Below are 23,217 nucleotides of genomic sequence, written 5' to 3'. Positions count from 1 at the left end.
AACGCCTGCGGTCGATTAGGGATAAAGGTGCAAACTCCCCCAGGCATGCAACGCAAAAATTTCCTTCGTACCTCCCTCGCCGTGGGCATCACTGCAATCTTCGGCAGTCCCGCGGCCAGCCATCCGGGTAGCGCTCGGCTAAGCACACTACCGCGCATCGTACGTAGCGATGAAGGTCGTCCGGTGACGGTACTAGGTGACCGGATGCGCATCAAGCTCACCGCCGAGGACACCAACGGCCTCTTTACCCTCATCGAGGAAGACAACGCGGCCGGGGTCCAGATCCCTCCACACATACACGAACACGAGGATGAAGTCTTCTACGTACTTGCGGGAGAATTGGAACTAACCGTCGGTGACCAGACTACCGTACTGCAGGCCGGCGACCTGGCCTTCGGACCGCGCGGGGTACCGCACTCCTGGCGCACCATCGGATCGTCCACTACGAGGGTACTGCTGTCGGTCTTCCCCGCCGGCCTGGAGGCGATGTTTGCCGAACTAGGGGAGTTGCCGCCCGGCCCGCCCGATATGGCAACGGTAACGGAGGTCTGTGGCCGGTACGGGATACGCTTTGTGTAAGCCCGCAGAGTGCGGTGGGCCGCCAGCTCCGATGCCTATCCCATCAGCCTACAGAGCCACAGAATTACCTCACTACACTACTTCTGCCGGAAGAAGATAGTGATCGGCACCCCCGTAAAGTCGAAGTGCTCGCGTAGCTGATTCTCCAGGTAGTTCTTGTAGCTGTCTTTGATGTGCTGGGGGTGGTTGCAGAAGAAGGCGAAGGCGGGGTAGGCCAGGGGGAGCTGGGAGACGAACTTGATGCTGATGACGCGACCGCGGGAGCTGGGTGGATTGAAGCGCTCGATGGCCGGTAACATCACGTCGTTGAGCTGGGAGGTGGGGATGCGGCGCGTGCGGTTGGCGTAGACTTGCTCGGCGGCCTCGATGGTCTTCATGATACGCTGCTTCTCGGTGACGCTCATGAATACGACGGGCAGGTCGTTGAAGGGGGCGAAGCGGCGGCGTACCTCCTGCTCCAGGTCGCGGGCAGTATTGGTCTCCTTGTTCTCGACCAGGTCCCACTTATTGATGGCAATGACAATGCCCTTATTATTCTTCTGGGCGAGGCGGAAGATGGCCAGGTCCTGGGCCTCTACCTGATCGACGGCGGAGATCATGAGTACGCAGATGTCGGCCTTCTCGATGGCGCGGATGGCGCGCATGACGGAGTAGTACTCCAGGTTCTCGTGCACCTTGGCCTTCTTGCGGATGCCGGCGGTATCGATGAGGATGAATTCCTTGCCGAATTTATTGTAGTGGCTGTTGATGCTGTCGCGGGTGGTGCCGGCCACATCGGTGACGATATTGCGCTCCTCGCCGAGCAGGGCATTGATGAAACTGGACTTACCGGCATTGGGCTGACCGACGATAGCCAGCTGCATGAGCTCGCTCGGCTCCTCCTCCCGCACGGTGATGTACTCAGCGGCTACGTCGAGCAGCTCGCCCGTACCGCTGCCGGTGATGGAGCTGAGGAAGAAGGTCTGCTCGAAGCCCAGTCCCCAAAACTCATTGGCCTCCAGCTGGCGGCGGTTATTGTCGACCTTGTTGACGGCCAGTAGTACGGGCTTGTCGGTGCGGCGCAGGAGCTGGGTGACCTCCTCATCCAGATCCGTGATTCCGGTAGTGACGTCGACCATAAAGATGATCACCGTAGCCTCCTCGATAGCGATGATGACCTGCTCGCGGATGGCGGCCTCGAAGACGTCATCGCTATTGCGCACGAAGCCCCCGGTATCGACTACGGCGAACTCCTTGCCGTTCCAGTTGCTCTGTCCGTACTGCCGGTCGCGGGTCACGCCGCTCTGGTTGTCGACGATGCTCTGCCGCTCGCCAATCAGGCGGTTAAAGAGGGTGGATTTGCCTACGTTGGGGCGGCCTACTATTGCTACGATGTCCATGGGGAGAATTAAACACGGTGCCACAGGGTTCAACACAAAGTTGCCACAGCGCTAGCACAGCTATGGGACAAAGGTAGGTGGCTAAGGTGAACTCAGGGTACCCTTATAGTAAATCCCCCACCTTGATCGGAAACACCTTCACCAGCTTGCCCGTAGCGTTGTAAACGGCATTGACGATGGCCGGGGCCATGGAGATCATACCGATCTCGCCGATGCCCTTGGCACCAAGCTCATTGATGATGGTATCGTGCTCCTCGACGAAGATCACCTCCAGGTCGTGGATGTCGGCGTGTACCGGCAGGTGGTACTCCCCGAGGCTGGTATTGATGTACTTGCCGAGCCGGGGGTCGAGCAGGGTCTCTTCGCGTAGGGCCATGCTGATGCCCCAGACCATACCGCCCAGAATCTGACTGCGGGCGGTCTGCGGATTCATGATGCGGCCGGCCGCCACCACCGTGACCGCGCGGGTGACGTTGATGATGCCGAGCTGCTCATCCACCTCTACCTCCACAAAGGAGGCCGAGTGCGACGCCCGGGTGTACTGCTTGAGCTTAAATACGTTGGGGATGTTAGACTTAGAAGCCGTGACGGCTTTCCCCTTATTGAAGGCGATGATGTCAGTAAGCCTAATCTTCGTATGCGGGGCTTCCTTTAGTACGATCGCCCCGTCGGTAAACACGGCATCCTCCGGCAGGGCGTTGCCGAGTGGGTAGCCATCCATAATCTGGGCGAGTTTGAACAGCTCGTTCTTCAGTGCCCGACAACTAGCCTTCACGGCCGAACCGATCACGCCGGTCGTGTAGGAGCCCCCCTGGATAGGAGATAGCGGCAGTTTGCTGTCGCCGTACTCGAAGGTCACGGCCTCTAGCGGCAGACCGAGCTCATGGGCCGCGATCTGGCTCATCACGGTATAGGTACCCTGCCCGTTGTCGGTGACGGCACTGCGTACGATCAGCTTCCCATCGGCGGTAAACTCGGCGGTGGCCGTTCCCGGTAGTGCGATCACGTCCCACATGCCCGAGCTCATGCCGTGGCCTACCAGTCGATTACCCCGACGACCCTGCTCACTGGTGGGCTTACGTTCCGACCAGCCGAACTGCTCGGCACCCTGCCGGTAACACTCCCGCAGTTCCTTGCTGGAGAAGGGTTTGTCGGAGCTCACGTCCCGCTCGGCGTAGTTGCGCAGGCGGAACTCGAGGGGGTCGATGCCGAGCTGGTCGGCCAGCTGATCCATGGTCGTCTCGATGGCCAGCATACCGGTGCTGCCGCCCGGTGCGCGCATGTCGAGGGGGGTGAAGCGGTCCAGGGGGACGAGCTTGTACTCCAGGGTCACGTTGCCGGCCGGGTAGAGCATATTGGCGTGGTTGACGACCACCTCGTTGTAGTCCTCAAAGCGAGAGGTTTCGGCTAGGGCTACGTGATTAATGGCCGTCAGCTCGCCATCGGCCGTAGCACCGAAGCGGGTACGCTGCACGGTCTCCGGCCGGTGACCGAAGGTGAACATTTGCTTGCGGTCCATGACCACCCGTACGTTCCGCTTCAACTCCAAAGCCGCCATCACGCAGAGCACGAGCTGATACTGCGGTCGCAGGCCCGAGCCGAAGCCACCGCCTACGAAGGGCGCGATGACCCGCACGTCCTTGAAGCGCAGTCCGAACAGGTTACTCACATAGACCTGTGAGTTGGTCGTTCCCTGTGTCTTATCGTAGATCGTCAGTTTGCCCTCCCCCTCGTACACCGTAGTGGTAGCAAATAGCTCCAACGGATTGTGGTGCTGCGAGCCGTGCAAAAACTCTCCCTCAAAGCGAGCATCCGCGCTGGCGTAGGCGGATTCGAAGTCGCCACGGGGACCCGGCGGCAGGGGTTTGATAAGGGTCGCTAGTCCCTTGGAGGGTTTCTTTGCCTGGTGCAGGTTCTCCTTTAGATCCACGTCGAAGGCTTCCTCCGCGTAGCTGATCTCGAGTAGGGAGGCCGCGTAGCGGGCTGCTTCGAAGGTTTCGGCTACGACGAGCGCGATGGGCTGTCCGTTAGACTTGACCTCCGCATCGTAGAGCGGGCGGAAGGCCGAGCCCGGCGGGGCGTCCATCTCTTTGTACAGCATATCGAACTTCGGCAGATCGCTTCGGTGGTCGTGGTGGAAGATATCCACTACCCCACCCACCGTGCGGGCGGCCGTTTCGTCGATGTGGGTGATTCGTCCCTTGGTGATCGTCGCGTTGACGATGTAGCCGTACAGTAGATCAGGTACTTGGTACTCCGCTGCGTATTTGGCCTGACCACTCACCTTGAGGGCGCCCTCAATGCGGCGGCGGGGCTTGCCTATTTCTTCGTGCTTCTTCATGGGGGTGGTGGCTTAGAGAGAGGGTTGTGCGCCCGGGCGCTGACAGGAGGGGTCGAGGGCCATCGCCCCGTTGCGGATGATGGCACGGCGGGCCAGTTCGATCTTGAAGTCGTTGTGGCCGTAGCCGGTAGCGCCCGCCAGTAAGATGTCGGCGGCAGCCCCGAAGGCTTCCGGGCTTGGTTCCTTATCAATCAGCGCGTCTTCGGCCGCCGGCTTACGCCAGGGTTTGTGGGCTACCCCACCCACTGCGATACGGGCGCGGGTGATCTTACCGTCTTCCAGTTCCAGGCCGGTAGCGACACTGACCAGGGCAAAGGCATAGGAGTTGCGGTCGCGCAGTTTCAGGTAACTGTGGTGGGCTGCGTAGCCGGTAGCCGGCAGGTCGATGGAGGTGATAAGCTCGTCGGCCGCCAGGGTGTTGTCTCGCTCGGGGGTATTGCCCGGCAGGCGGTGGAAGTCGGCGATGGGGATCGACCGCTGGCCCTCCGGACCGGTCACCTGCACCACCGCTTCGAGTGCGGCCAGGGCTACGGCCATGTCGGAGGGATGGGTGGCGATACACTGCGCGCTCTCCCCCAGGATGGCGTGCAGTCGGTTCTGCCCCTCGATGGCCGGACAGCCCGAGCCCGGCACCCGCTTGTTGCAGGGGGAGGCTACGTCGTAGAAGTAGTAGCAGCGAGTGCGTTGCAGTAGGTTTCCTCCGTTCGTAGCGCTGTTGCGGATCTGGGCAGTAGCTCCAGCCAGAATGGTGCGTGACAGCAGGGGGTACCGCTCCTCCACGATCGGGTGGTAGGCGGTAGCGTTGTTGCTGACCAGGGCCCCCAGTCGCAGACCGCCATCGGGCAGCTCGGTGATAGTCTTGAGCTCGTCGAGTCCGTTGAGGTCGATCAGACGGGCCGGGTGGGTCAGGTCGTACTTCCAGAGGTCGATCAGGTTGGTCCCTCCGGCGATGAACTGGTTGGCGGGCTGGGTGGCTATCCCCCGGACGGCTTCCTTGATGGTGCCTGCTCTGAGGTAATCGAAATTATTCATGCGCGCCGTCCTTTACCGCCATGATGGCGTCGATGATATTAGTGTTTGCCCCACAGCGGCAGAGGTTGCCGCTCATCAGGTCCTTGACCTCCTCGCGGGTGTTGCCGTGACCCGCTTCGATCATAGCGATACTACTACATATCTGCCCCGGGGTGCAGTAGCCGCACTGGAAGGCATCGTACGCGATGAAGGCCTCCTGCAGCGGGTGCAGCTTACCCTCCGCACCGATCCCTTCGATGGTGGTGATCTCAGCGCCGTCCTGCATCACGGCCAGGGTCAGGCAGCTCAGGATGCGCTGTCCGTTGCAGATCACGGTGCAGGCACCGCACTGTCCGTGGTCACAGCCCTTCTTGCTGCCAGTCAGGTCGAGGTGGTCGCGCAGGGTATCGAGCAGGGAGACCCAGGGGGCTACGTGTACGGTTCGGGCAGTACCGTTGACGGTGAGGGTTACCGCGCGGGTAGGGGGGTCTGGTCGGTTGGGCATGGGTGGTGGTGGGATCAACTTAAATGAAGCGGTATTCGATCCCCGCTTGTTCGTTCGCACCTGCGGCCGCGGCGGTTACTTTTCGTCGTCGAACAGGGTGTACGGCTTGCCGCCGGCCAGCAGGGTGAAGCTCTTGCGGTGGTGGCGGGTGGCCCCGTACGCCTCGATGGCCTGGCGGTGGGCCCGGGTGGGGTAGCCCTGATTGGTGTGCCAGGCGTACTGCGGGTAGGTGGCGTGCAGGCCTAGCATGTGCGCGTCGCGGTGGGTTTTGGCTAGTATGCCGGCGGCGGCGATGGATTGGTACTTACCGTCGCCCTTGATCACGCACAGGTGCTCCACCCCCGGGTAGTCGATGAAGTACTTGCCGTCGATGAGCAGAAAGTCGGGCCGCGTGGCGAGGCGGTCCAGTGCCCGGTGCATGGCGCGGTAGCTGGACTGAAAGATGTTGTGGCGGTCGATCTCGTCTACGGAGTAGCTGGCTACGGCCCAGGCCAGGGCATCCTGCTCGATCTGCTCACGCAGGCGGGCGCGGTCGCGGGTGCCGAGCTGTTTAGAGTCGTTGAGCTCAGGATTGGAATAGCCGGGGGGCAGAATGACGGCGGCGGCGAATACGGGACCAGCCAGGCAACCGCGGCCGGCTTCATCGCAGCCGGCTTCGTGGCGGTCGGGGAGGTGGCAGGGGAGTAACATCAGCCGTAGTGAGTGAAGCACTGCACAATCTCACAGACTTGATCTCCGTCTTCCCGCGTGGTGATCCGGTATACCAGGCGATGTTCCTGGTTGATGCGTCTGGACCACCACCCGGAGAATTCGTGCTTGAGCGGTTCGGGCTTACCGGTACCGGTGAAGGGATGCTTGCGGATTTCGCGTAATAATCTAGCCAGCTTACGGGCTAGTTTAGGCTCCCGCTCCAGCAATTGAAGTAGGTCGTCGAAGCCACGGGTAGAGAAACTAATCTCCATCCGTAATTCGCTCCTCCACCATACGATCGATCTCCTCTATGGGTACGGTACGCAGCTCACCCCGCTCGGCTTCCGCAATCGATTCGAGCAGTCGCTGGTGATTGGCTGGAGACGACCTCAGGTGCATCGTTTCCATCAGCGAGTTGTATTCTGACAGGCCCATCAGTACCACGCCCTTCCGCTCCCCGCTGCGGGGTATCAGGATGGTCTCGCTCGAGTCCTCTACCTCATCCAGGTAGTGCTTCATGTTAGACCTAAACTTAGATACGGTGATCGCCTGCATCGCTTTTACGCTTTTACGCTTTTACGCTTTTACGCTTTTACAAACGTACAACATTACGTACAAGTTGCGCTACAGCGGCGAGATCATGATGTGTGCGCGGTGGGTGCCCGGATCCATGATCCAGGGGTGGTTGGGGGCTACGGGGGATTCCGGCAGACCGGTGGACGCGGCCGTCGCGTAGGGCATGTACACCACGTAGCGGTACTTCGCCTGCTCTACTTCGCCGGTGGTTGGGTCGTAGCGGACTTCCGGTCCGTAGTAGATATGTAGCGTGGCGCCGGTCGGGGCCATTGCGAGGGTCTTGTCCTTCACCTCCGCTTCGCGGATGGCGTCGATCTCCGGGGGGGTCTTGCCTTCGGCCTTGAGCTCCCGGCCCCGGGCCATGAAGGGTTCGAGGTCGCGGTGGTAGCAGGCGGCGTTGAAGCCGTCCTTGCCGGGGTCGTCGGCCAGGCAGATGAATTCATTCGTGCCTTCCCGCAAGGTGACCAGCTCACCGGCCGCATTGTACCCGATCACCTTGGCCCCCGACCGGCTGGCCTCCGGGGCGGCCAGGAGGGCGGTGGCGATGCGGGCCTCGTCGGAGGTGATGTCCGTCCAGGCTGCTTCCTGCTCGTTCTCGTCGGTAGTGACCGCTACGTCGCTGGACGTTTCCGCGGTGCCTTCTTCCGCAGGTGCCTCTGGCGTGCAGGCGGTGAAGGTGCCCGCCAGGAGGAGAAATAGGATAAGCTGCCGCATGATGTGTTGATTTAGTAGTGCCTCACGAATATACTGCCCCCGGCCTACTCCGCTATCGCCCCGTATTCGGTGAGCGCCTCGCGCCAGCTTTCCGAGAGCGTGACCCGCACGACCGCCGCATCCAGCCGATCACGGAGCGGACTGCCCTTCTCCACGGCAATGGCTAGCGACTGGGGTCGGGTGGCGGTCGACTGGATATTAGCCGCGACGGCCTTATGGCTATTCACTGCGTAGCGGATGGCGGAGGTATTGTCCACGTACAGGTCGATCTCGCCCTTATTGAGTTGCTGTAGCCCGTCCAGGGCGGTATCGAAGGGCCGGAAACTGATGTCCTGATCCTCCAGATACTCTGCAGCCTGGGAGTGAGCGGTAGCACCCACCGTCTTATTCCGTAGGTCGTCGGGGAAGCTGATGGTGGAATCCTTGTTTAGCGCACTGATCACGCCGGCGGTCAGACTAGACGTGAGAGCCAGGGCGGTCAGCATCCAGAGCATGGCCACGATGCGGCCACCGAGGGTGTGCGGTGCCTTATCGCCGTAGCCGATGGTAGTGAGCGTGACACCGGCCCACCAGAAGCCGGCCCCGACGCCCTCTGCCACGCTGCGCTCGCCGCCGAACTGGTCCTCGTTGCCCCCCCGCTCCAGGAAGTACATCGCCGTGCCGATCAGGATGAGCAGGGCAGACAGGGCGAGCACGATGTAAAAAAACTGTAGCGAAAACAGGTTACGGGCCACCTGCCAGATGCTGTTGCGCTTGGGCTGTGCTACGGCCAGGGTGGTCGTGTGGTAGGGTTGCAGGTAGTCTACCTCACGGGTTCCGTTGGCGGTCACGGGGGCCTGTAGGAGTACGTCGATCCGCCGACCTACGAGGGGCAGTAGACTGTCGCGCTCTTCCACGCTCACCCATTCGTAGGTCAGCTGCTCCCGTTCAGCGACCTGGCGCCAGCACTCTACGGCCAGCCCACTCCAGTTACCCTGATCATCCTGCATGGCGTGGGGGGCACGCTCCACGATACCTACGCGGAGGGTGGCGCTGCTGTCTGCCTGAGCGCTTACGGGTTGGTATAGACTAACTAATAGTACGAAGGCCAGAAATGCTCTCATGGTACACAAAGCGGATCGGGCGGGGGATATGTTGGGTACTGAACGGTTCCGTACCCCTATAGTGGCGCGTACACCCGCACGTAGTCCACCACGAATTCCTGGGGGAAGACGGTATCGTCTACCTCAGGACCACCGAAGTTGCCCCCCACGGCCACGTTAAGGATGATGTAGAAGGGCTGATCGAAGGGCCACACGGCCTCCGTCCGCTGCTCGGGGTCGAAGGTGAAGACCAGCTGGTCGTCGACGTAGAAGGTGATCTGCTCGGCCGTCCACTCCGCGGCGTAGCGGTGGAAGCCCTCCTCGATATCGGGAAAGGCCGTGGTTTTCGAGCTTCCATTATCGCCGTGGTTCGCCTGCGTATGCAGGGTAGTAAAAATCTCCCCCGGTTCGCGGCCGACGTACTCCAGGATGTCGATCTCGCCGCACAGGGGCCAGCCGACCTCGCCGATGTTCTCGCCTAGCATCCAGAAGGCGGGCCATAGCCCCTCCCCGACCGGTAGTTTGGCGCGGGTCTCGATGCGGCCGTACTGGAAGGCCTGCTTGTCCTTGGTAGTGATCCGGGTAGAAGTGTAGTCCGTCCCTTCCTTGCGGGCGGTAATGATCAGGTGACCGTCCTCCAGGCGGTGGTTGCTCCGGGTGTAGGACTGCCGTTCGTTATTGCCCCACCCGCAGAGGTTCGGGCAGCCGTCGCCCAGCTCGAAGTTCCAGTCGGCCGTGGACAGTGAATCACCGTCGAACTCATCCGCCCAGAGGAGCTGTCGCTCGGCCGTTTCCTCCGCTACCGCACCTGCGTTCCCCGCCCGGTTGCAGTGAAGTAAGAGAAGGGCCAGGGGCAGCAGGAGGAGTGATCGTGTCATGCCGCAAACTTACGGCTACTGGTACACCCGCACGTAGTCGACCTGCATACTGGACTGCTGGAAGGCCGCATCGATGGCCCCACCGAAGTTGCCGCCCATGGCTACGTTGAAGATCAGGAAGAAGTCGGAGTCGAAGGGCAGTCCCGCGCTGTTGTTGAAGGTGTGGTAGAGCTCGTCGTCGACGAAAAAGCGGATGCTGCTTTCCGACCAGATGGCGCGGTACACGTGGAACTCATCCTCCGCCGTGGGCACCACCGTGCTCTCGGTGGCTGCATTACCGCCGAAGTTGCCCGGGTAGTGGAGGGAGGAGAAGATGCGGTTTTGCTGGTTGCCGACGTGCTCCATGATGTCGATCTCGCCGCAGGCCGGCCAGGTGTTGGTGTCGTAGTCAGCGCCTAGCATCCAGAGGGCCGGCCAGGTACCGCCGCCGGTAGGCAGCTTGGCGCGGATTTCTACCCGGCCGTAGGTGAATTCAAACTTGTTCTCGGTCACGATCCGGCTGGAGGTGAAGTCCGAGCCGCTGAAGTTCTCCCGCTGGGCGGTGATCGTCAGCAGACCGTCGGCTACCGATAGGTTCTCTTCCCGGTCGGTGTAAAATTGGGATTCCCCGTTGCCCCAGCCGTTGTTGCCGGTGCCGGTGTCGTAGCTCCAGGAAGTATCGGCCAGGGAAGTGCCGTCGAATTCATCGGCCCACACGAGCTGCTCGAAGACCGGCTCCTCCCCACTGGTGCCCTGGGCGGGCTTGGTGGTGGTGAAGACGTGATACCAGGCCAGGGCGGGGTTATCACCCTGCTCTGCCCGCACCACGAGGCGGTTCTCGGTGAGGGAGAGGATCTCGTAGGTGCTGGCCCCGATGTAGTAGCTCATGAAGCCGCCCTCGGTGAAGTTCAGCAGGGTACCGCGCGTTTGTCCGGGTATGCCGTTAGCCGCGACTACGGATTCGGAGGGCGACAGCGCCACCAGCTGGGGGTCGTCCTGCACCGTGTAGTCGTAGCAGAAATCGAAGCCCGCCGAGCCGCCCGCTACGCTCTGGTAGGCAGCGTTGAAGTAGGTCATGCCGAAGTTATTGAGCGTGTAGAAGAGGCGGTCGCCGTCCCGGCTGAACACCAGCTCGTCTTCGTACAGGCACTGGCTTTCCGCGGCACCGTCCTTCTCGAAGGGGGCGGCCTGGTAGTAGTTGGCGAAGTAGTTCTGGTCGGCATTGCCGTCGTTCTGCCCTACACCGAGCTGCCCCGGCTCGTCGGCGGCCCAGTACCAGGTCTTGCTGCCGTCTCCGGCCAGCAGTTGCACGGCCTCGGCGTCGCTGAAGGTGCTCTCCACCGTCACTTCGGTAGTCGCCGTGGTGGATACACCGGCAGTGCCCGAGGCTACCACGGTGACCTGGAAGGTGTTGGTGCCCACCTGACTGAACCGCTTGGTCAGCCGGCCGCTGGGCGCCAGCTCTTCCGTACCGTCGCTGAAGACGTACTTGTAGGTGATCGCATTGTCGGCGGTAGCCGTAAAGATGACCGTGCCGCTGCCGTCGCCGTTGGGGGTAGCGGCGGACTCGCCCACTACTTCTACGTCGACCTGCAAGTTGGTGGGGGCCTGGATGTCGCCAAACGCATAATCTTCCTGTTCGCACCCCAGCAGGGTAAGGGCCAGGAACAGCAGGAGGTGATGGACTTTCATGATCGTAAGATTATAGGGGGTTGGCTACACAAAAAGGGCGGGGTCGCGGGTGCGAAGGTGATGCAGGCTACTCCAGGCGAATGTCGTCGAAGTAGTAGTCCGTATCGGTACCGGCCGCACCGAAGTCGAAGAACACGACCACCTTGCTGTACGACTGACTGAGGTCGCCGGCGGCTAGATCGAAGGTGAGCTCCTGCCACTGGCTGGCGACCGTCGTTGTGGCGGTCACCTCCACATTGATGTCGGCATCAGTCGCATTCTCCAGCTTAAACAATACGGGGATATTGGCGACGGGAGACCACACCTTCATCCTAAAGGTCGTGCGCCCGCCAAAGTCGATGGGCGTGGGCAGCTCGACGAAGGCACCGGCGAAGACCTGCGCGCCGTCCGCCTTATTGATCGTGGCTACCTGTGCGCTGGTGTTGATACCGCTTAGGTCGGGATTGGCAACTACCATGGCCTCCGCTCCGCCAAAGGCAGTGAAGGTGTAGGTAGCTGCCGCCTCCTCGAAGGTGAGGGGCAGGCCCAGGGGGGTGTCTTCCTCCCCGGCGTAGCGGATGTCGTCGAAGTAGAAGTCTTCGCCCACACCGGCCGCACCGAAGTCAAAGAATACCGCCAGCTTGGAGTACTCGCGGCTCAGGTCACCGCTGCTGAAGTCGAAGGTGAGGGTTTCCCAGCTGCTGGCTACCGTGGTACTGACCGTGACCTCGACAAAGGTATTGGGGTCGGTGGCGTTCTCGAGCTTAAGCAGTACGGGCACGCCCGCCCGGGGCGACCAGACCTGCATGCTCAGTGCGCCGCCGCCGGTGAAGTCGAGCGGCCGGGGCAGTTCCAGTACGGCACCCGCGAAGGTTTCCGCCCCGCTGGCCTTGTTGATGGTGACCACGCGAGCGCTGCTGTTGCTTCCCCCCGCGACCGGATTGTCGATGACCCCGGCCGTAGCTCCGCCGAAGCCGAACCACTCGTAGGTCAGCTCGCTCGACTCGAAGGTGAGGGGCAGGGCCAGTTCCGGCCCGCTGGCCTGCAAACTAAGCTCGTCGAAGTAGTAGTCCTTGCCCGCTCCGGGCGTACCGAAGTCGAAGAAGACGACCACCTTGGTGAACTCTTGCGTCAGATCGGCACCGCTGAAGTCGAATACGAGCTCCTCCCACGCACCGGCTACGGTGGTGTTGGCCGTCACTTCGGCGAATACATCGGGATCACTGGCATTCTCCAGCTTGAGCAGTACGGGAATGTCGGCATCGGGCGAGTAGACCAGCATCCGCAGCTGCTGTACGCTACTGAAATCGAGGGGCTGGCCCACTTCGATCAGCGCACCGGCGAAGGTCTCCGCGTTCTCTGCCTTAGTCAGGCGGGCTACGCGGGCCGTAGTATTCAGTCCGGTAGCGTCGGGATTATCCACTACCTCTACGGATGCTCCGCCGAAGGCCTGGAAGTTGTAGTCCTTGGTCGGGTCCTCAAAGGTGAGGGGCAGGAAAAGCGGGTTGTCGATATTCACGGTGACCGTGTCCGCTACCGAGGCGGCTCCGCCGCTCAGTGCCCGCACGATCAGCTCATAGGTGCCGGTAGAACCGTAGGTGTAGCTGACCACTTCGCCCTCCTGAAAGGACACGGGTTCCGCTTCCGGGTCCTCCCCGAAGGTGACCAGAAAATTGGTCTCCTGATCGGCCGTGGCGCTTACATCGATGGACAGGGGGTTACCGGGCGTCGGGACGACCGAAACGTTCAGGTTCTCCGGAGCCCGGAAGCTCAGAGTCAGTTCCTGCGTGATCGAGGTGGTCTGCCCGTTGATGTTCATCGCTTCCAGGGTGACGGTGTAGGTGCCCTCGCCGTAGACGTGGGAGGCGGTCTCGCCGGGCGCGACGGTCTCGGGCATCGAGGTGCCGTCGCCGTAGTCGATGGTGAAGGAGGTAACGGCCTGTCCCTGCGGCAGGATGGTCACCGTACCGGAGTTGTCGGGAGCGACGGTGAAGGCCAGCGACAGGTCGCTGGGGAGCGCCGCCTCATCGAGGGCGGGCAGGAATACTTCGTCCTCGCAGCTACTGATCAGCAGGAAAAAGAACAGGATGTAAAGGCCGTGCGAGAAGTTCATCGGAAGGAGTGTTTTGGGGCGGCCCATTAGTAGCCGGGGTTCTGGGTCCAGTTGCCATTAGAGAACTGGATCTCCTGGAAGGGTATGGGAAACAGCTCGTGCTTGCCCGTAGTAAAACCGTCGATGGCGGCGGCGGCCCGGCCGGTACGCACCAGATCGAAGAAGCGGTGGCCCTCCCCGACTAGCTCCAGCCGGCGCTCGGCCAGGATGAAGTCGCGCAGGGCGTCTCCGGATGCACTGATGTCGTGGTCCATATCACCGAAGGCACGGCGGCGCACCTGATTGAGGTAGTCGCGGGCCTGCTCGTCCTGCCCGGTTGCGTTGAGCGCCTCGGCGGCCATCAGCAGCACGTCGGCGTAGCGGATGGACCGGTAGTTGTTGGGGTTGGTCAGGTTCTGGTCACCGATGTTGCTGTCTCCCTTCCGGGCGATGTACTTGCGGTTGTAGAAGCCGGTGTGCTCGAAGCCGATGCCGAAGCTGGCCCCGGTCTCTTCGGCCCAGGCGTCGATGTTCAGGATGGCTACGTCGCGGCGCCCGTCACCCGGTGCGAAGGCGTCGTACACTTCCTGTACCGGCACGTTGAAGCTGAACCCGCCGTCGAACAGGGGTCCGGTATAGTTGCGGATCCCGTTGAAACCCACGGCCACGTTGCCCTCGCTGCACTGTAGGCAGCCGAAGCCCGCGCCCTCCGCATCGGTGTACTCCACCTCGAAGACCGAGCCGGGACCGTGCTCGCCGGCCAGCTCGAAGATCTGGTCGTAGTCGTCCGTCAGGCGGTAGTTGCCCGAGTTGATCACCTCCTGCAGTAGCCGGGCGGCGTCCGTGTATTCTTCCTGGTACAGGTGCACCTTACCCAGCAGGGCCTGGGCGGCACCCCGGGATACGCGACCCACCTGGGGGGCGGTAACAGCGAGCTCGGAGATAGCGGCCATGAGGTCTGCTTCGATGAAGTCGTAGACTGCGCTGACCGGAGAGCGTGGGATGCTCGTCTCGTCACCCAGGGAAAAGCGGGTCTCCTTCAGCGGAATGGGACCGAACCACTTCACCAGTTCGAAATTGTAGTAGGCCCGCAGGAAGCGTGCCTCGGCCAGTAGCTGGGCCTTGCCCTCGAAGTCGATCTTATCCTGGAACTCCAGCAAGAAGCTGGCGCGGTTGACTCCGGCAAACATCCAGTCCCAGATGTTATCGAGCTGGTCGTTGACCGGGGTGTGGATCATATCGTCCACCTGTTGGATACCGATCACGTCGTTGGCGCTCTCGCCGCCGGCTAGGGTATTGTCCGAGGCGATCTCACCGAGCATGACGTTCAGGTAGCTGGGCTGCAGCAGGTCGTAGGCGGCGATCAAAGCATTGTAGTAGTCAGACTCCGAATTGAAGTAGTTCTCCGAGTCGATGGAGTACACCGGGTCGCGGTCGATGAATTCCTCCTCGCAGGAAGCGGCGGTGAGGACCAGCAGTGCAGCGCACAGGATGAGTTTGATGTTACTTGGCATGAGCGATAGCATTACAGGCTGAGGTTAGCACCGACGAGGAAGGAGCGGGCGATGGGGTAAAAGCCGAAGTCGATGCCCCCACCGATGGGTGCACCGGAGGATGCCCCCGGGTCGTAGCCGAGGTAGTTGGACACGGTCAGCAGGTTGTTCCCACTGAAGTACAGGCGCAGGCTGGAGTTGTCGCGCTTGCCGATGGCCAGCGGCAGGGTATAGCCCAGGGTTACGGTCTGCAGGCGCAGGAAGGAGCCGTCCTCAACGTAGAAGTCGGAGAACACCTGGTTGGCCGTAGCGGCGGTAGTGACCCGGGGTACTTCATCGGTGCTGCCGAGTCCGGTCCAGCGCTGGAGGTAGTAGTCGAGGCGGTTCACATCCGATAGCGCGCGCTCGTAGTTGCGTACGATCTCGCTGCCCAGGCTGGCAAAGGCGTAGGCCGTGAAGTCGAAGCGGCGGAATTCCACCTGTGCGTTGAAGCCCATGGTGAGGTCCGCGATCGGGTCGCCGAGGTAGGTGCGGTCGTTGGGGTCGATGACGCCGTCGCCGTTCACGTCTACGTAGCGCAGATCACCCGGCTGGGCGGCCGCACCGAGGGCGGTCTGGGAGGGGGCACCCTCGATCTCGCCGGCCGTCTGAAAGATGCCGTCCGTCTGGTAGCCGTAGAAGTAGCCGATGGGCAGACCGACCTCCATGCGTGAGGGGGCCAGCTGGCCTACGCCGAAGCCACCACCCTCGATGAAGCCGGTGCCGTTGTTGACCTCTAGCACCTCGTTGTCCAGGGTGGCAAAGTTGTAGCTGAGGTTTACCCGCCAGTCGCTGTTGATGCGTTGCCGGTAGTTGATCGCGAACTCCAACCCGCTGTTGCGTACCGCACCGGCGTTGACCGTGGGGGCCGCCGCGCCCGGGGCTGCCGTGCCGACGATGCCCGACACCGGGATGTTGCTGATCAGCAGCTTATCGCGGGTATTGACGAAGTAGTCGGCGGTGATCGTGACGCGGTAGTCGAGCAGGTTCAGGTCGAAGCCGGTATTGAATTTCTTGGCCTCCTCCCACTGCAGGGCGGGGTTGGGCAGGGCACCGATGGCGGTACCGTTGACCAGTATGCCGTCGAAGACGTAGGTAGCCTCTCCACTTAGGGTACCGATGTAGCCGTTGTTAAGGATCTGGTCATTACCCAGGATACCGTAGCTGATGCGCAGTTTGAGCAGGTCGATGGGACTGTTGCCGCTCAGGCGCTCGCCGTCCAGCGCGATCCAGCCCGCGGTGAAGGAGGGGAAGTAGGCCGTGCGGTTCTCCGGACCGAACTTGGTGGAGGCATCGCGGCGCAGCATGGCGGTGAGGAAGTAGCGCTCGGCGTAGTCGTACTGCACCCGGCCGAAGTACGACAGCCGCCGCTCGTCGTAGGAGTAGCTGCCTACGTCGCGGGCCCCTTCCGGACTGGTGCCGGTGGCCAGACTGAGGTCGGCAAACTCGAAGTCGTTGTTGGGTACGTCGAAGCCGGTCGCGAACAGTCCGTCGCCCAGCTCGCGGTACACCGTAGTACCCAGCGTAGCGGTCAGATTGTGGTTACCACCCAGGGTCTTTACGTAGGTACCGTAGAGGTCCAGGGAGTAGTTGTTGTCGTTGATCCGATTCTGATTGACGCTGCTGCGCGTCACATCGAAGACCTTACCTCCATAGCTGAGCCGCTTGTTGAAGTTGCGGCTCTCGCTGTTGGAGGTGTTGAAGCCTACGCGGCCGGTAAGGGTCAGGCCGTCTACTACGCTGTAGTCGAGGGTAGCCTGTCCGTTCAGTTTGTTGAGGGTGTAGTCGTTGAAGGTATTGGCGATCTGGGCGGCGGGGTTGATGACCTCGATACCGAGTCCCGGCGTACTGGGCACCAGGCTGAATGCGCCGTCCGCATCGCGCAGGGGCAGGGTAGGTGGTGCGTTGAGAGCGTTGAAGAGCACCGATCCCAGTCCGCCCTCACTGAGGGAGCGGCGTGAGATATTGGTAAAGATGGCGTTGGTGGACAGCTTGAGGCGGGAGGCGAGGTCTACCCCCAGGGCAACCCGGCCAGTAGCGCGACTGAAGCCCGCCTTGTCGCCGCCGATGATACCGTCCTGATCCAGGTACGATCCGCCAATGGAATAGGTCATCTTATCGCTGCCGCCGGACGCGGTCAGGTCGTGGCTCAGGATGGGGGCGTTCTCGAATACTTCGTCCTGGTAGTCGGTGCCGAAGCCGAGTCCGGAGGCATCCGGGAAGGGCAGGGCCTGTCCACCGGCGGCGTAGGCCTCGTTGAGCAGCAGCGCATACTCGGTGGCGTTGAGCTGGTTGAGGGAGCGCGAGGTTTCCTGGGTGCCGTAGTAGGTATTGTAGCGCAGCTGGGTAGGCTGGTTGCGCTCGCCCGTCTTGGTGGTGATCAGGATGACGCCGTTGGCACCGATCGTACCGTAGACCGCCGCCTGGGCGTCCTTGAGTACGGTGATGGTAGCTACGTCGGAGGGGTTGACCGTACTCAGGTCACCCTGGTAGCCGTCGATGATGACCAGCGGGGCGTTCTGTCCGTTCGTGGCTACCCCCCGGATGCGGATATTTAGTCCGGCGCCGGGCGCGCCCGACTGGGTGGTGACGTTCACGCCGGCGACCGTACCCTGCAGGGCCTGCTCGATCTTCACGGGCTTTAGCTCGTCGATGGTCTCTGAGTCGACCGTCGAGACCGCCCCGGTGACGCTGCGCTTCCGCTGGGTACCGTAGCCGATCACCACTACTTCGTCGAGTGCCTGTACGTCGGTGCCCAATGAGATGGTGAGGGGCTCGGCACTGGCTACGGTTACCGTAGTGGGTACGAAGCCGGTGTAAGTGATCCGTAGTACGGTGCCGGTGGTGATGTCGGCCAGTTGAAAGCTCCCGTCGATGTCCGTGACCGTACCCCGGAGGGTGCCGCTTTCAACTGCTTCGTCTACGATCACGCTGGCGCCGATGAGGGGGTCGCCGCTTTCTGCGTCTAATACTGTACCGCTAAGGGGGAAGGACTGGGCAAAAAGGCCGAAATTCGCCCCGAGGAGGACGACAAACAGTATAAATCTGGGCATGCAGCGTGGGGTTGACCGCTCCCTCCCGCAATGGCGGAGTGGAACGCTAGGTAAGCTCCGGCAAAATTACTCATAATCCGCTGTATCCCGTGACCGTCATTGAGATATGAATGATGCACGTCAAAGCCGCACAAGCAGCGGCGCGGGCGGTTGCGCAACTAAGCTGTACCCATCTACCCTATGAACTACTATCCCATCATCGCCGGACTGGTCTTCCTGGCCGCCGTATTCGGCTACCTCAACGTCCGTTTTCTCCGCTTACCCACCACGATCGGGCTGATGCTGATCACGCTGCTGTACACCCTGGGCGTACTGGGCTTGAGCTACTTCGACGATACGCTGCTGCGCGCCGAGGCCGAGCTGGTGCGGCAAATTAACTTCGAGACGGTGCTGATGGACTACATGCTCAGCTTCCTGCTCTTCGCCGGGGCGCTGCACACCAACTTCAACGAGCTCAAAAAACAGCGGTGGCCGGTCATCGCCTTCGCTACGCTGGGCGTAGTGGTCTCTACCTTTCTCATCGCTACTACCGTCTACTACCTACTACAACTACTGGGTGCTCCGGTCAGCTACCTCTACTGCCTGCTTTTCGGGGCCATCATCTCCCCCACCGATCCCATTGCGGTGCTGGGTATACTCAAGGAGGCCAATGCCCCCAAGAACCTGGAGACCAAGATCGTCGGTGAGTCGCTGTTCAATGACGGCGTAGGTGTGGTGCTCTTTCTTACCCTGTTCGGCATCGCGGCCCTGCCGGGTGAGTCGGTGGAGCCCCTGGCGATTGCCAAGCTATTCGCCCAGGAAGTGGGTGGCGGATTGCTGCTGGGCTTGCTGCTCGGGTGGGTGACCTTCCGGCTGCTCAAGTCCATCGACGACTTCAGCACCGAGGTGATCATCACCTTGGCGGCGGTCATGGTGGGTACCGTAGTGGCCGAGCACCTGCACCTGTCGGCCCCGCTGGCCATGGTGGCTGCCGGACTGCTGGTGGGCAACGACCGGGTACGGGCCAGCGCCATGTCGGCCACTACGGAGCAGTACGTAGACAAGTTCTGGGAGCTCATCGATATCCTGCTCAACGCCATCCTGTTCGTGCTCATCGGCATGGAACTGCTGGTGCTTAACTACGACATCACCTACATCACGGCCGGACTGCTGGCCATCCCGATCGTGCTGCTGTGCCGCTACGCCTCGCTGTACTTCCCCGTACGGATCTTCGAACGCAGGCTGCAGTTCACACCCCACACCACTTCGATCATGACCTGGGCCGGACTGCGCGGTGGCATCTCCATCGCCCTGGCCCTGAGCCTGGCTCCGGAGATGAACCGGGAAATGTTCCTGGTCATGACCTACATCGTCGTCGTCTTCTCGATCCTCGTGCAGGGACTCACCATCGAACGGATGATCGGGCGGATGCTGCGGCGGACCTAAGCCCCGCACCCGCGACCGCGCTTTAAAAGTTGGTGCCCAGGCCGAACTGGATCAGCGCCGTTTCCTCCTCCGAAAAGCCGGCGATCAGGCTGAAGGTGAAGGAACGCGACAGCGGAATGAGGTACACCCCGCCCCCGTAAGAATCGTGGAAATCGCGCGGCCCGGCGTAGTCGCCCAGGATCTTGCCGCGGTCGTAAAAGGCCCGGATACCGATGGCGAAGGGCGCGATGCGGCTGCGCACCAGGGCCAGTGGCGTGCGGAATTCGACGTTGTAGAATACGTAGCCGTCGCCCACGAAGCGGTTGCGCTGGAAGCCCCGCAGTCCGTTGTCGCGGCCCAGGGCCGGTAGCTCGTAGAAGGGGGCCGTGCCCGTGCTGTTCGCGTAGCCCGTGCGCAGACTCAGTGAGATCGGAAAGCGCCGCGTGCTCACGTGGATCTCAGCCGCCACCCGGCTCACGCCGAAGTCCTCGGCCATACCGCTGCCGAAGGCCTGCTTGTGGCTGGCTTCCAGCATGACGCCCTTGGAGGGGAACACCGGATGGTCGCGCAGGTCGAGCACCACGGCGGGCGCCAGGTAGGTGAAGGTGAGGTCGCCGTCGCCGTAGACCCGATCGGGCTGGTCCAGGACGGTACCCTCCCGATCCATGGTTTCGTTGCTCTGGAAGCCGCTTAGTAGCTGCACGTAGCTGCGCCCGGCGAAGCGTTGCCGCAGCCCGCCCTCCACGTCGAAGTGCTGCAGGCGGACCAGGTTAAAAGTGTTGCGGTCGACCTCCGGGTCGCGCACCGTATTGTTGCCCAGTCCGTAGAAAAAACTGTACAGATCGGGACGACCCAGACGGGTATTCACCACGGCATCGACCGTGCGGATCACCTGACCGAACTCCGCGCCGGCCGTCAACACCGCGTTGCCCAGCGAGCTGATCTCGGCGTACGCCCGGTAGCGCGCACTGAAGTCGCGCCGCGTGAAGCTGCGCCGGGTGTAGGTGAATCCCAGTCCCGCCTGCACCCCGTTGTAGCCATTGAGGCCTACGCCCACCTGCGGCACCAGCGTATTGTACTTATAGGCGGTGCGGTCGTAGTAGTACAGCTCGTCGCGCCAGTTGCGCACGCGCCGCATGCCGGGGATCTTGGCGGCGGCGGTACCCTCCGGCTGTCGCTCGTAGACCAGCACCTTTTGCGGCGTGTCGTCCGGCGCGGCCGTCACGTAGGTATCCTCGCCGTGTCCGCCCACGAGCCGTACGCGGATGCGGTCCCCCACCCTGCCCCGGGTGATGAAGGTGTCGTCGTCGCCCAGTCCGTAGAGCCGCACCTCGTGGGTCTCGCCGGGTAGAAAGGTGCGCTGGTACAGCACCTGCCCCTCGCTCTTCCCCTTCAGGTCGGTGACGGTCACGGTGAGGCGGCCGTCGGCCTCGGCGCTGAGCAGGAAGGATTCCTCGTCGTTGGTGCCGACGACGTCCACGATCCGTGCCGCCAGGGCGTAGTAGTCGTCGGCGTAGTCGAGCAGTTCGTCGCGGCGCACCTTCAGTTTTTCCAGCAGCTCGGCCTCCTCCTCATTGTAGCGGCGGTTCGTTTCTGCTTGCGCGGACGCCGGTGCGGGCACTTGTCCAACGGCGGCGGTCAGTACCTCATCGGTGAGGGCATCCTGGATGATCCGGGCCTGCTGCCGGTAGGCCTCCCGGTCGAGCCCGCTCAGTAGCAGGCGGTCCATGTGGCGGGCCTGGAAGGTCAGGCTGCGGATGTCCGGCCGGCGGTAGCCGAAGTGCTCCAGGTTGGGCACCGCCCAGCGGCGGGAGGCCAGGTAGGGGAACAGGCCATCCATGAGGGAAAAGGCGTTGTCGCGGTCGCGGGGGATGGGGCGGATGCGCAGGGTATCGCCGCGTTCGTACTCGGCCCACTTCCAGTTGTCTTCGTGCTTGGACCAGTCACCGATCAGCAGATCGAACAGCCGGGCGCGCAGAAATTCGTCGTAGTCGATCCGCACCTCCTGGTCGTCGTAGCGGGCTCGGAAGAGCTCGAAACTCTTGAGCACGTCGTCCGCCCCGAAGGTGCCCGGCTCGCCCTTCTTCGGCTTATCGCCCTGGGGCTTGATCTCCAGGGTGCCGAGCAGGTTACCGAAGGTGGGGTTGAAGTCGCCCAGCCCCGGCCCCGGTGAGAGGGAGTACAACTTCGGCGTAGCGTGCAGGATATCGATCTCGTCGAGCAGGGGCGCGATGATGAGTCCGCCGTAGGGGTGGCCACTGGAGGTCTGATCGCGCACCGCATCACCGACCAGCGTATTGCGGATCTCGTAGCTGAAGGTGCCCGAGGGATCCTTGTCTACCGAGCGGAAGACGTAGCTCTCCCCGTCGGCCGCCCGCAGTTTTAGGCTGGTTGTCTGCCGTCCGCCGCCCTGGCGTACGGGCTCCAGTCCCCCCTTGCGGTCGGGTAGCCGTAGCACGGGCACCTTCACCGGGGTCACCCACAGATCGCGGTAGTGCGCACCTAGGAACAGCTCCCCGAAGCCGTTGCGGGCGTACTGCGGTCCGGGAGCGAGCAGCAGACTGGTCGAGTCCGTCCGCGCGATGTCGCTGAGGGCCAGTGAGTCGATGCCGCAGGGCGGGAAGGCCGGATTGGAAGGGATGCTATCCGAAGTGGAGGCAGCACAGGGGGCGCGGTACAGGGTATCCTGCCGCGCGACGGCCTGGTCAGCTAGATGGATGTAGCGGTAGGTGACGCTACCGTCCACCGCGTAGGTCAGCTCCGTAAAGCCGGCCTCCCGGCTCGTGTGGATGGCTGGTTTGTGCTTGGCCACCCAGCGTCCGTCGTTCGGAGCACCGGCGTTGAGGACGTGGTTGCGGCCGAACTGCAGCAGTTGCTGGCTGTGGTCCTGCGCACCGACGAATACCAGTCCCTGAAACTGGCTGTTGTAGTCGCTGAGTTTACTGGCCAGCTGATCAAAGCGTGCATTCGTGAGCTCCTCCGGGGTACCGACGTTCTGTCGCCACGACAGGCGGAAACTCCCGATCACGGGCGGCAGGAAATGATCGCGGGCCGGAAACTTGCCCCCGTAGCGCCCCTGCGACCGCGGCGGAAAGTGGCCGGCGATGATGACGTTCTCATCCTGGTTCTCTTCGATGGCGCTGATGATCTCGTCCAGCGCGATGGTGGGATCGGCGAAGTCACAGTTGCCGTCGGCGGGCACGGGCTTGGTGTAGGGGTGGTTCCACCACTGCGTATTGAGCGTCATCAGCAGCACGGTCGGCGAGAGCTGCACCAAGTCCGGCCCCGGACAGCCCTTATCCAGCGGCCAGTGCAGGTTGTCCAGTTTCCGATCTTCGAGGTAGTCTTCGAGGGCCTTCACACAGTCTAGCCCTTCAGGTCCTGACTTGTCCCAGTCGCGGTCGCCCGGTATCAGGTAGAACTCCGTTTCCGGATTGGCCCGGATCAGCGCCAGCAGCGGAGCTACCGTAGGAAAGGCCAGATCGCCGTTGCCATTCTTCTTGTCGTAGGCCAGCATCGCCTCCGTACACTCGGGGAAGAAGTCTCCGGCAAACAGCACCGTAGCCGGTCCTTCCCCGCTGCGGATGCGGGTCTGCAGGGCGGGGTAAAAGTCCGCTCCGGCATCGGCGGTATTACCGGCTACGAGCAGGCGCAGCTGGGCGGGCAGCGCCGTGGCCAGCAGAAGGAGGACGGGAAGAAAGGCCTTTGTCATGTGGGGTAGGAACGTCGGG

17 protein-coding genes are annotated in these 23,217 nt (G+C 62.3%); 2 read left to right on the top strand and 15 right to left on the bottom strand.

From position 1 onward, the window contains the following. Positions 1-45 precede the first annotated feature (45 nt). On the top strand, positions 46-579 hold the full coding sequence (locus tag MJQ68_RS00945; protein WP_238749096.1) for a quercetin 2,3-dioxygenase: 534 nt from the start codon (positions 46-48) through the stop codon (positions 577-579). Positions 580-656: 77 nt separating this feature from the next. On the opposite strand, the gene der is transcribed toward MJQ68_RS00945, so the two are convergent. The 14 genes from der to MJQ68_RS00875 form a co-directional block, all read right to left on the bottom strand. Next, positions 657-1,958 (bottom strand): ribosome biogenesis GTPase Der, encoded by a 1,302-nt coding sequence (gene der / locus MJQ68_RS00940; protein WP_238749095.1) that lies wholly within the window; start codon positions 1,956-1,958, stop codon positions 657-659. A 103-nt stretch (positions 1,959-2,061) separates the two neighbouring features. Continuing rightward, positions 2,062-4,299: a xanthine dehydrogenase family protein molybdopterin-binding subunit gene (locus MJQ68_RS00935; protein WP_238749094.1), complete on the bottom strand. Its 2,238-nt coding sequence runs from the start codon at positions 4,297-4,299 to the stop codon at positions 2,062-2,064. A 12-nt stretch (positions 4,300-4,311) separates the two neighbouring features. Continuing rightward, positions 4,312-5,331 (bottom strand): FAD binding domain-containing protein, encoded by a 1,020-nt coding sequence (locus MJQ68_RS00930; protein WP_238749093.1) that lies wholly within the window; start codon positions 5,329-5,331, stop codon positions 4,312-4,314. Further along, on the bottom strand, positions 5,324-5,815 hold the full coding sequence (locus MJQ68_RS00925; RefSeq protein ID WP_238749092.1) for a (2Fe-2S)-binding protein: 492 nt from the start codon (positions 5,813-5,815) through the stop codon (positions 5,324-5,326). The genes MJQ68_RS00930 and MJQ68_RS00925 overlap by 8 nt, the downstream gene beginning before the upstream one ends. 75 nt (positions 5,816-5,890) lie before the next feature. Continuing rightward, positions 5,891-6,505 carry a ribonuclease HII gene (locus tag MJQ68_RS00920; protein ID WP_238749091.1) on the bottom strand — a complete coding sequence of 205 codons (615 nt, stop codon included), beginning with the start codon at positions 6,503-6,505 and terminating at the stop codon, positions 5,891-5,893. Beyond that, positions 6,505-6,777, bottom strand: coding sequence for a Txe/YoeB family addiction module toxin (locus tag MJQ68_RS00915; RefSeq protein ID WP_238749090.1), 273 nt, complete (start codon positions 6,775-6,777; stop codon positions 6,505-6,507). Before MJQ68_RS00915 ends, MJQ68_RS00920 begins: the two co-directional genes overlap by 1 nt. Continuing rightward, complete coding sequence (locus tag MJQ68_RS00910; RefSeq protein WP_264758988.1) at positions 6,767-7,060, bottom strand: type II toxin-antitoxin system Phd/YefM family antitoxin; 294 nt, start codon at positions 7,058-7,060, stop codon at positions 6,767-6,769. Before MJQ68_RS00910 ends, MJQ68_RS00915 begins: the two co-directional genes overlap by 11 nt. A 69-nt stretch (positions 7,061-7,129) precedes the next feature. After that, positions 7,130-7,795, bottom strand: a complete 666-nt coding sequence (locus tag MJQ68_RS00905) for a hypothetical protein (protein ID WP_238749088.1) — start codon at positions 7,793-7,795, stop codon at positions 7,130-7,132. 44 nt (positions 7,796-7,839) lie between these two features. Then, the gene (locus tag MJQ68_RS00900; protein ID WP_238749087.1) at positions 7,840-8,898 is read right to left on the bottom strand and encodes an ion channel; all 1,059 of its coding nucleotides are present in this window, start codon (positions 8,896-8,898) and stop codon (positions 7,840-7,842) included. A 56-nt stretch (positions 8,899-8,954) separates the two neighbouring features. After that, positions 8,955-9,755 carry a glycoside hydrolase family 16 protein gene (locus MJQ68_RS00895; protein ID WP_238749086.1) on the bottom strand — a complete coding sequence of 267 codons (801 nt, stop codon included), beginning with the start codon at positions 9,753-9,755 and terminating at the stop codon, positions 8,955-8,957. A gap of 15 nt (positions 9,756-9,770) precedes the next feature. Next, positions 9,771-11,426: a glycoside hydrolase family 16 protein gene (locus MJQ68_RS00890; RefSeq protein WP_238749085.1), complete on the bottom strand. Its 1,656-nt coding sequence runs from the start codon at positions 11,424-11,426 to the stop codon at positions 9,771-9,773. Between the two features lie 67 nt (positions 11,427-11,493). Then, positions 11,494-13,518: a PKD domain-containing protein gene (locus MJQ68_RS00885; protein WP_238749084.1), complete on the bottom strand. Its 2,025-nt coding sequence runs from the start codon at positions 13,516-13,518 to the stop codon at positions 11,494-11,496. Between the two features lie 26 nt (positions 13,519-13,544). Next, positions 13,545-15,023 carry a RagB/SusD family nutrient uptake outer membrane protein gene (locus tag MJQ68_RS00880; protein WP_238749083.1) on the bottom strand — a complete coding sequence of 493 codons (1,479 nt, stop codon included), beginning with the start codon at positions 15,021-15,023 and terminating at the stop codon, positions 13,545-13,547. Beyond that, entirely contained in the window at positions 15,023-18,082 is a 3,060-nt protein-coding gene (locus tag MJQ68_RS00875) for a SusC/RagA family TonB-linked outer membrane protein (RefSeq protein WP_238749082.1), read from the bottom strand. Before MJQ68_RS00875 ends, MJQ68_RS00880 begins: the two co-directional genes overlap by 1 nt. Positions 18,083-18,262: 180 nt before the next feature. On the opposite strand from MJQ68_RS00875, the gene MJQ68_RS00870 reads away from it, so the two are divergent. Beyond that, on the top strand, positions 18,263-19,507 hold the full coding sequence (locus MJQ68_RS00870) for a cation:proton antiporter (RefSeq protein WP_238749081.1): 1,245 nt from the start codon (positions 18,263-18,265) through the stop codon (positions 19,505-19,507). Positions 19,508-19,529: 22 nt separating this feature from the next. Here the strand turns inward: MJQ68_RS00870 and MJQ68_RS00865 are convergent, their stop codons facing one another. Then, complete coding sequence (locus MJQ68_RS00865) at positions 19,530-23,198, bottom strand: BamA/TamA family outer membrane protein (RefSeq protein WP_238749080.1); 3,669 nt, start codon at positions 23,196-23,198, stop codon at positions 19,530-19,532. Positions 23,199-23,217: the final 19 nt, after the last annotated feature.

It is taken from the genome of Neolewinella maritima (genome assembly GCF_923081025.1).
In the GTDB taxonomy this organism is placed as follows: Bacteria; Bacteroidota; Bacteroidia; order Chitinophagales; family Saprospiraceae; genus Neolewinella; species Neolewinella maritima.
Note: the sequence above shows the minus strand (reverse complement) of the source record. Positions and strands in the feature narration are given on the sequence as shown.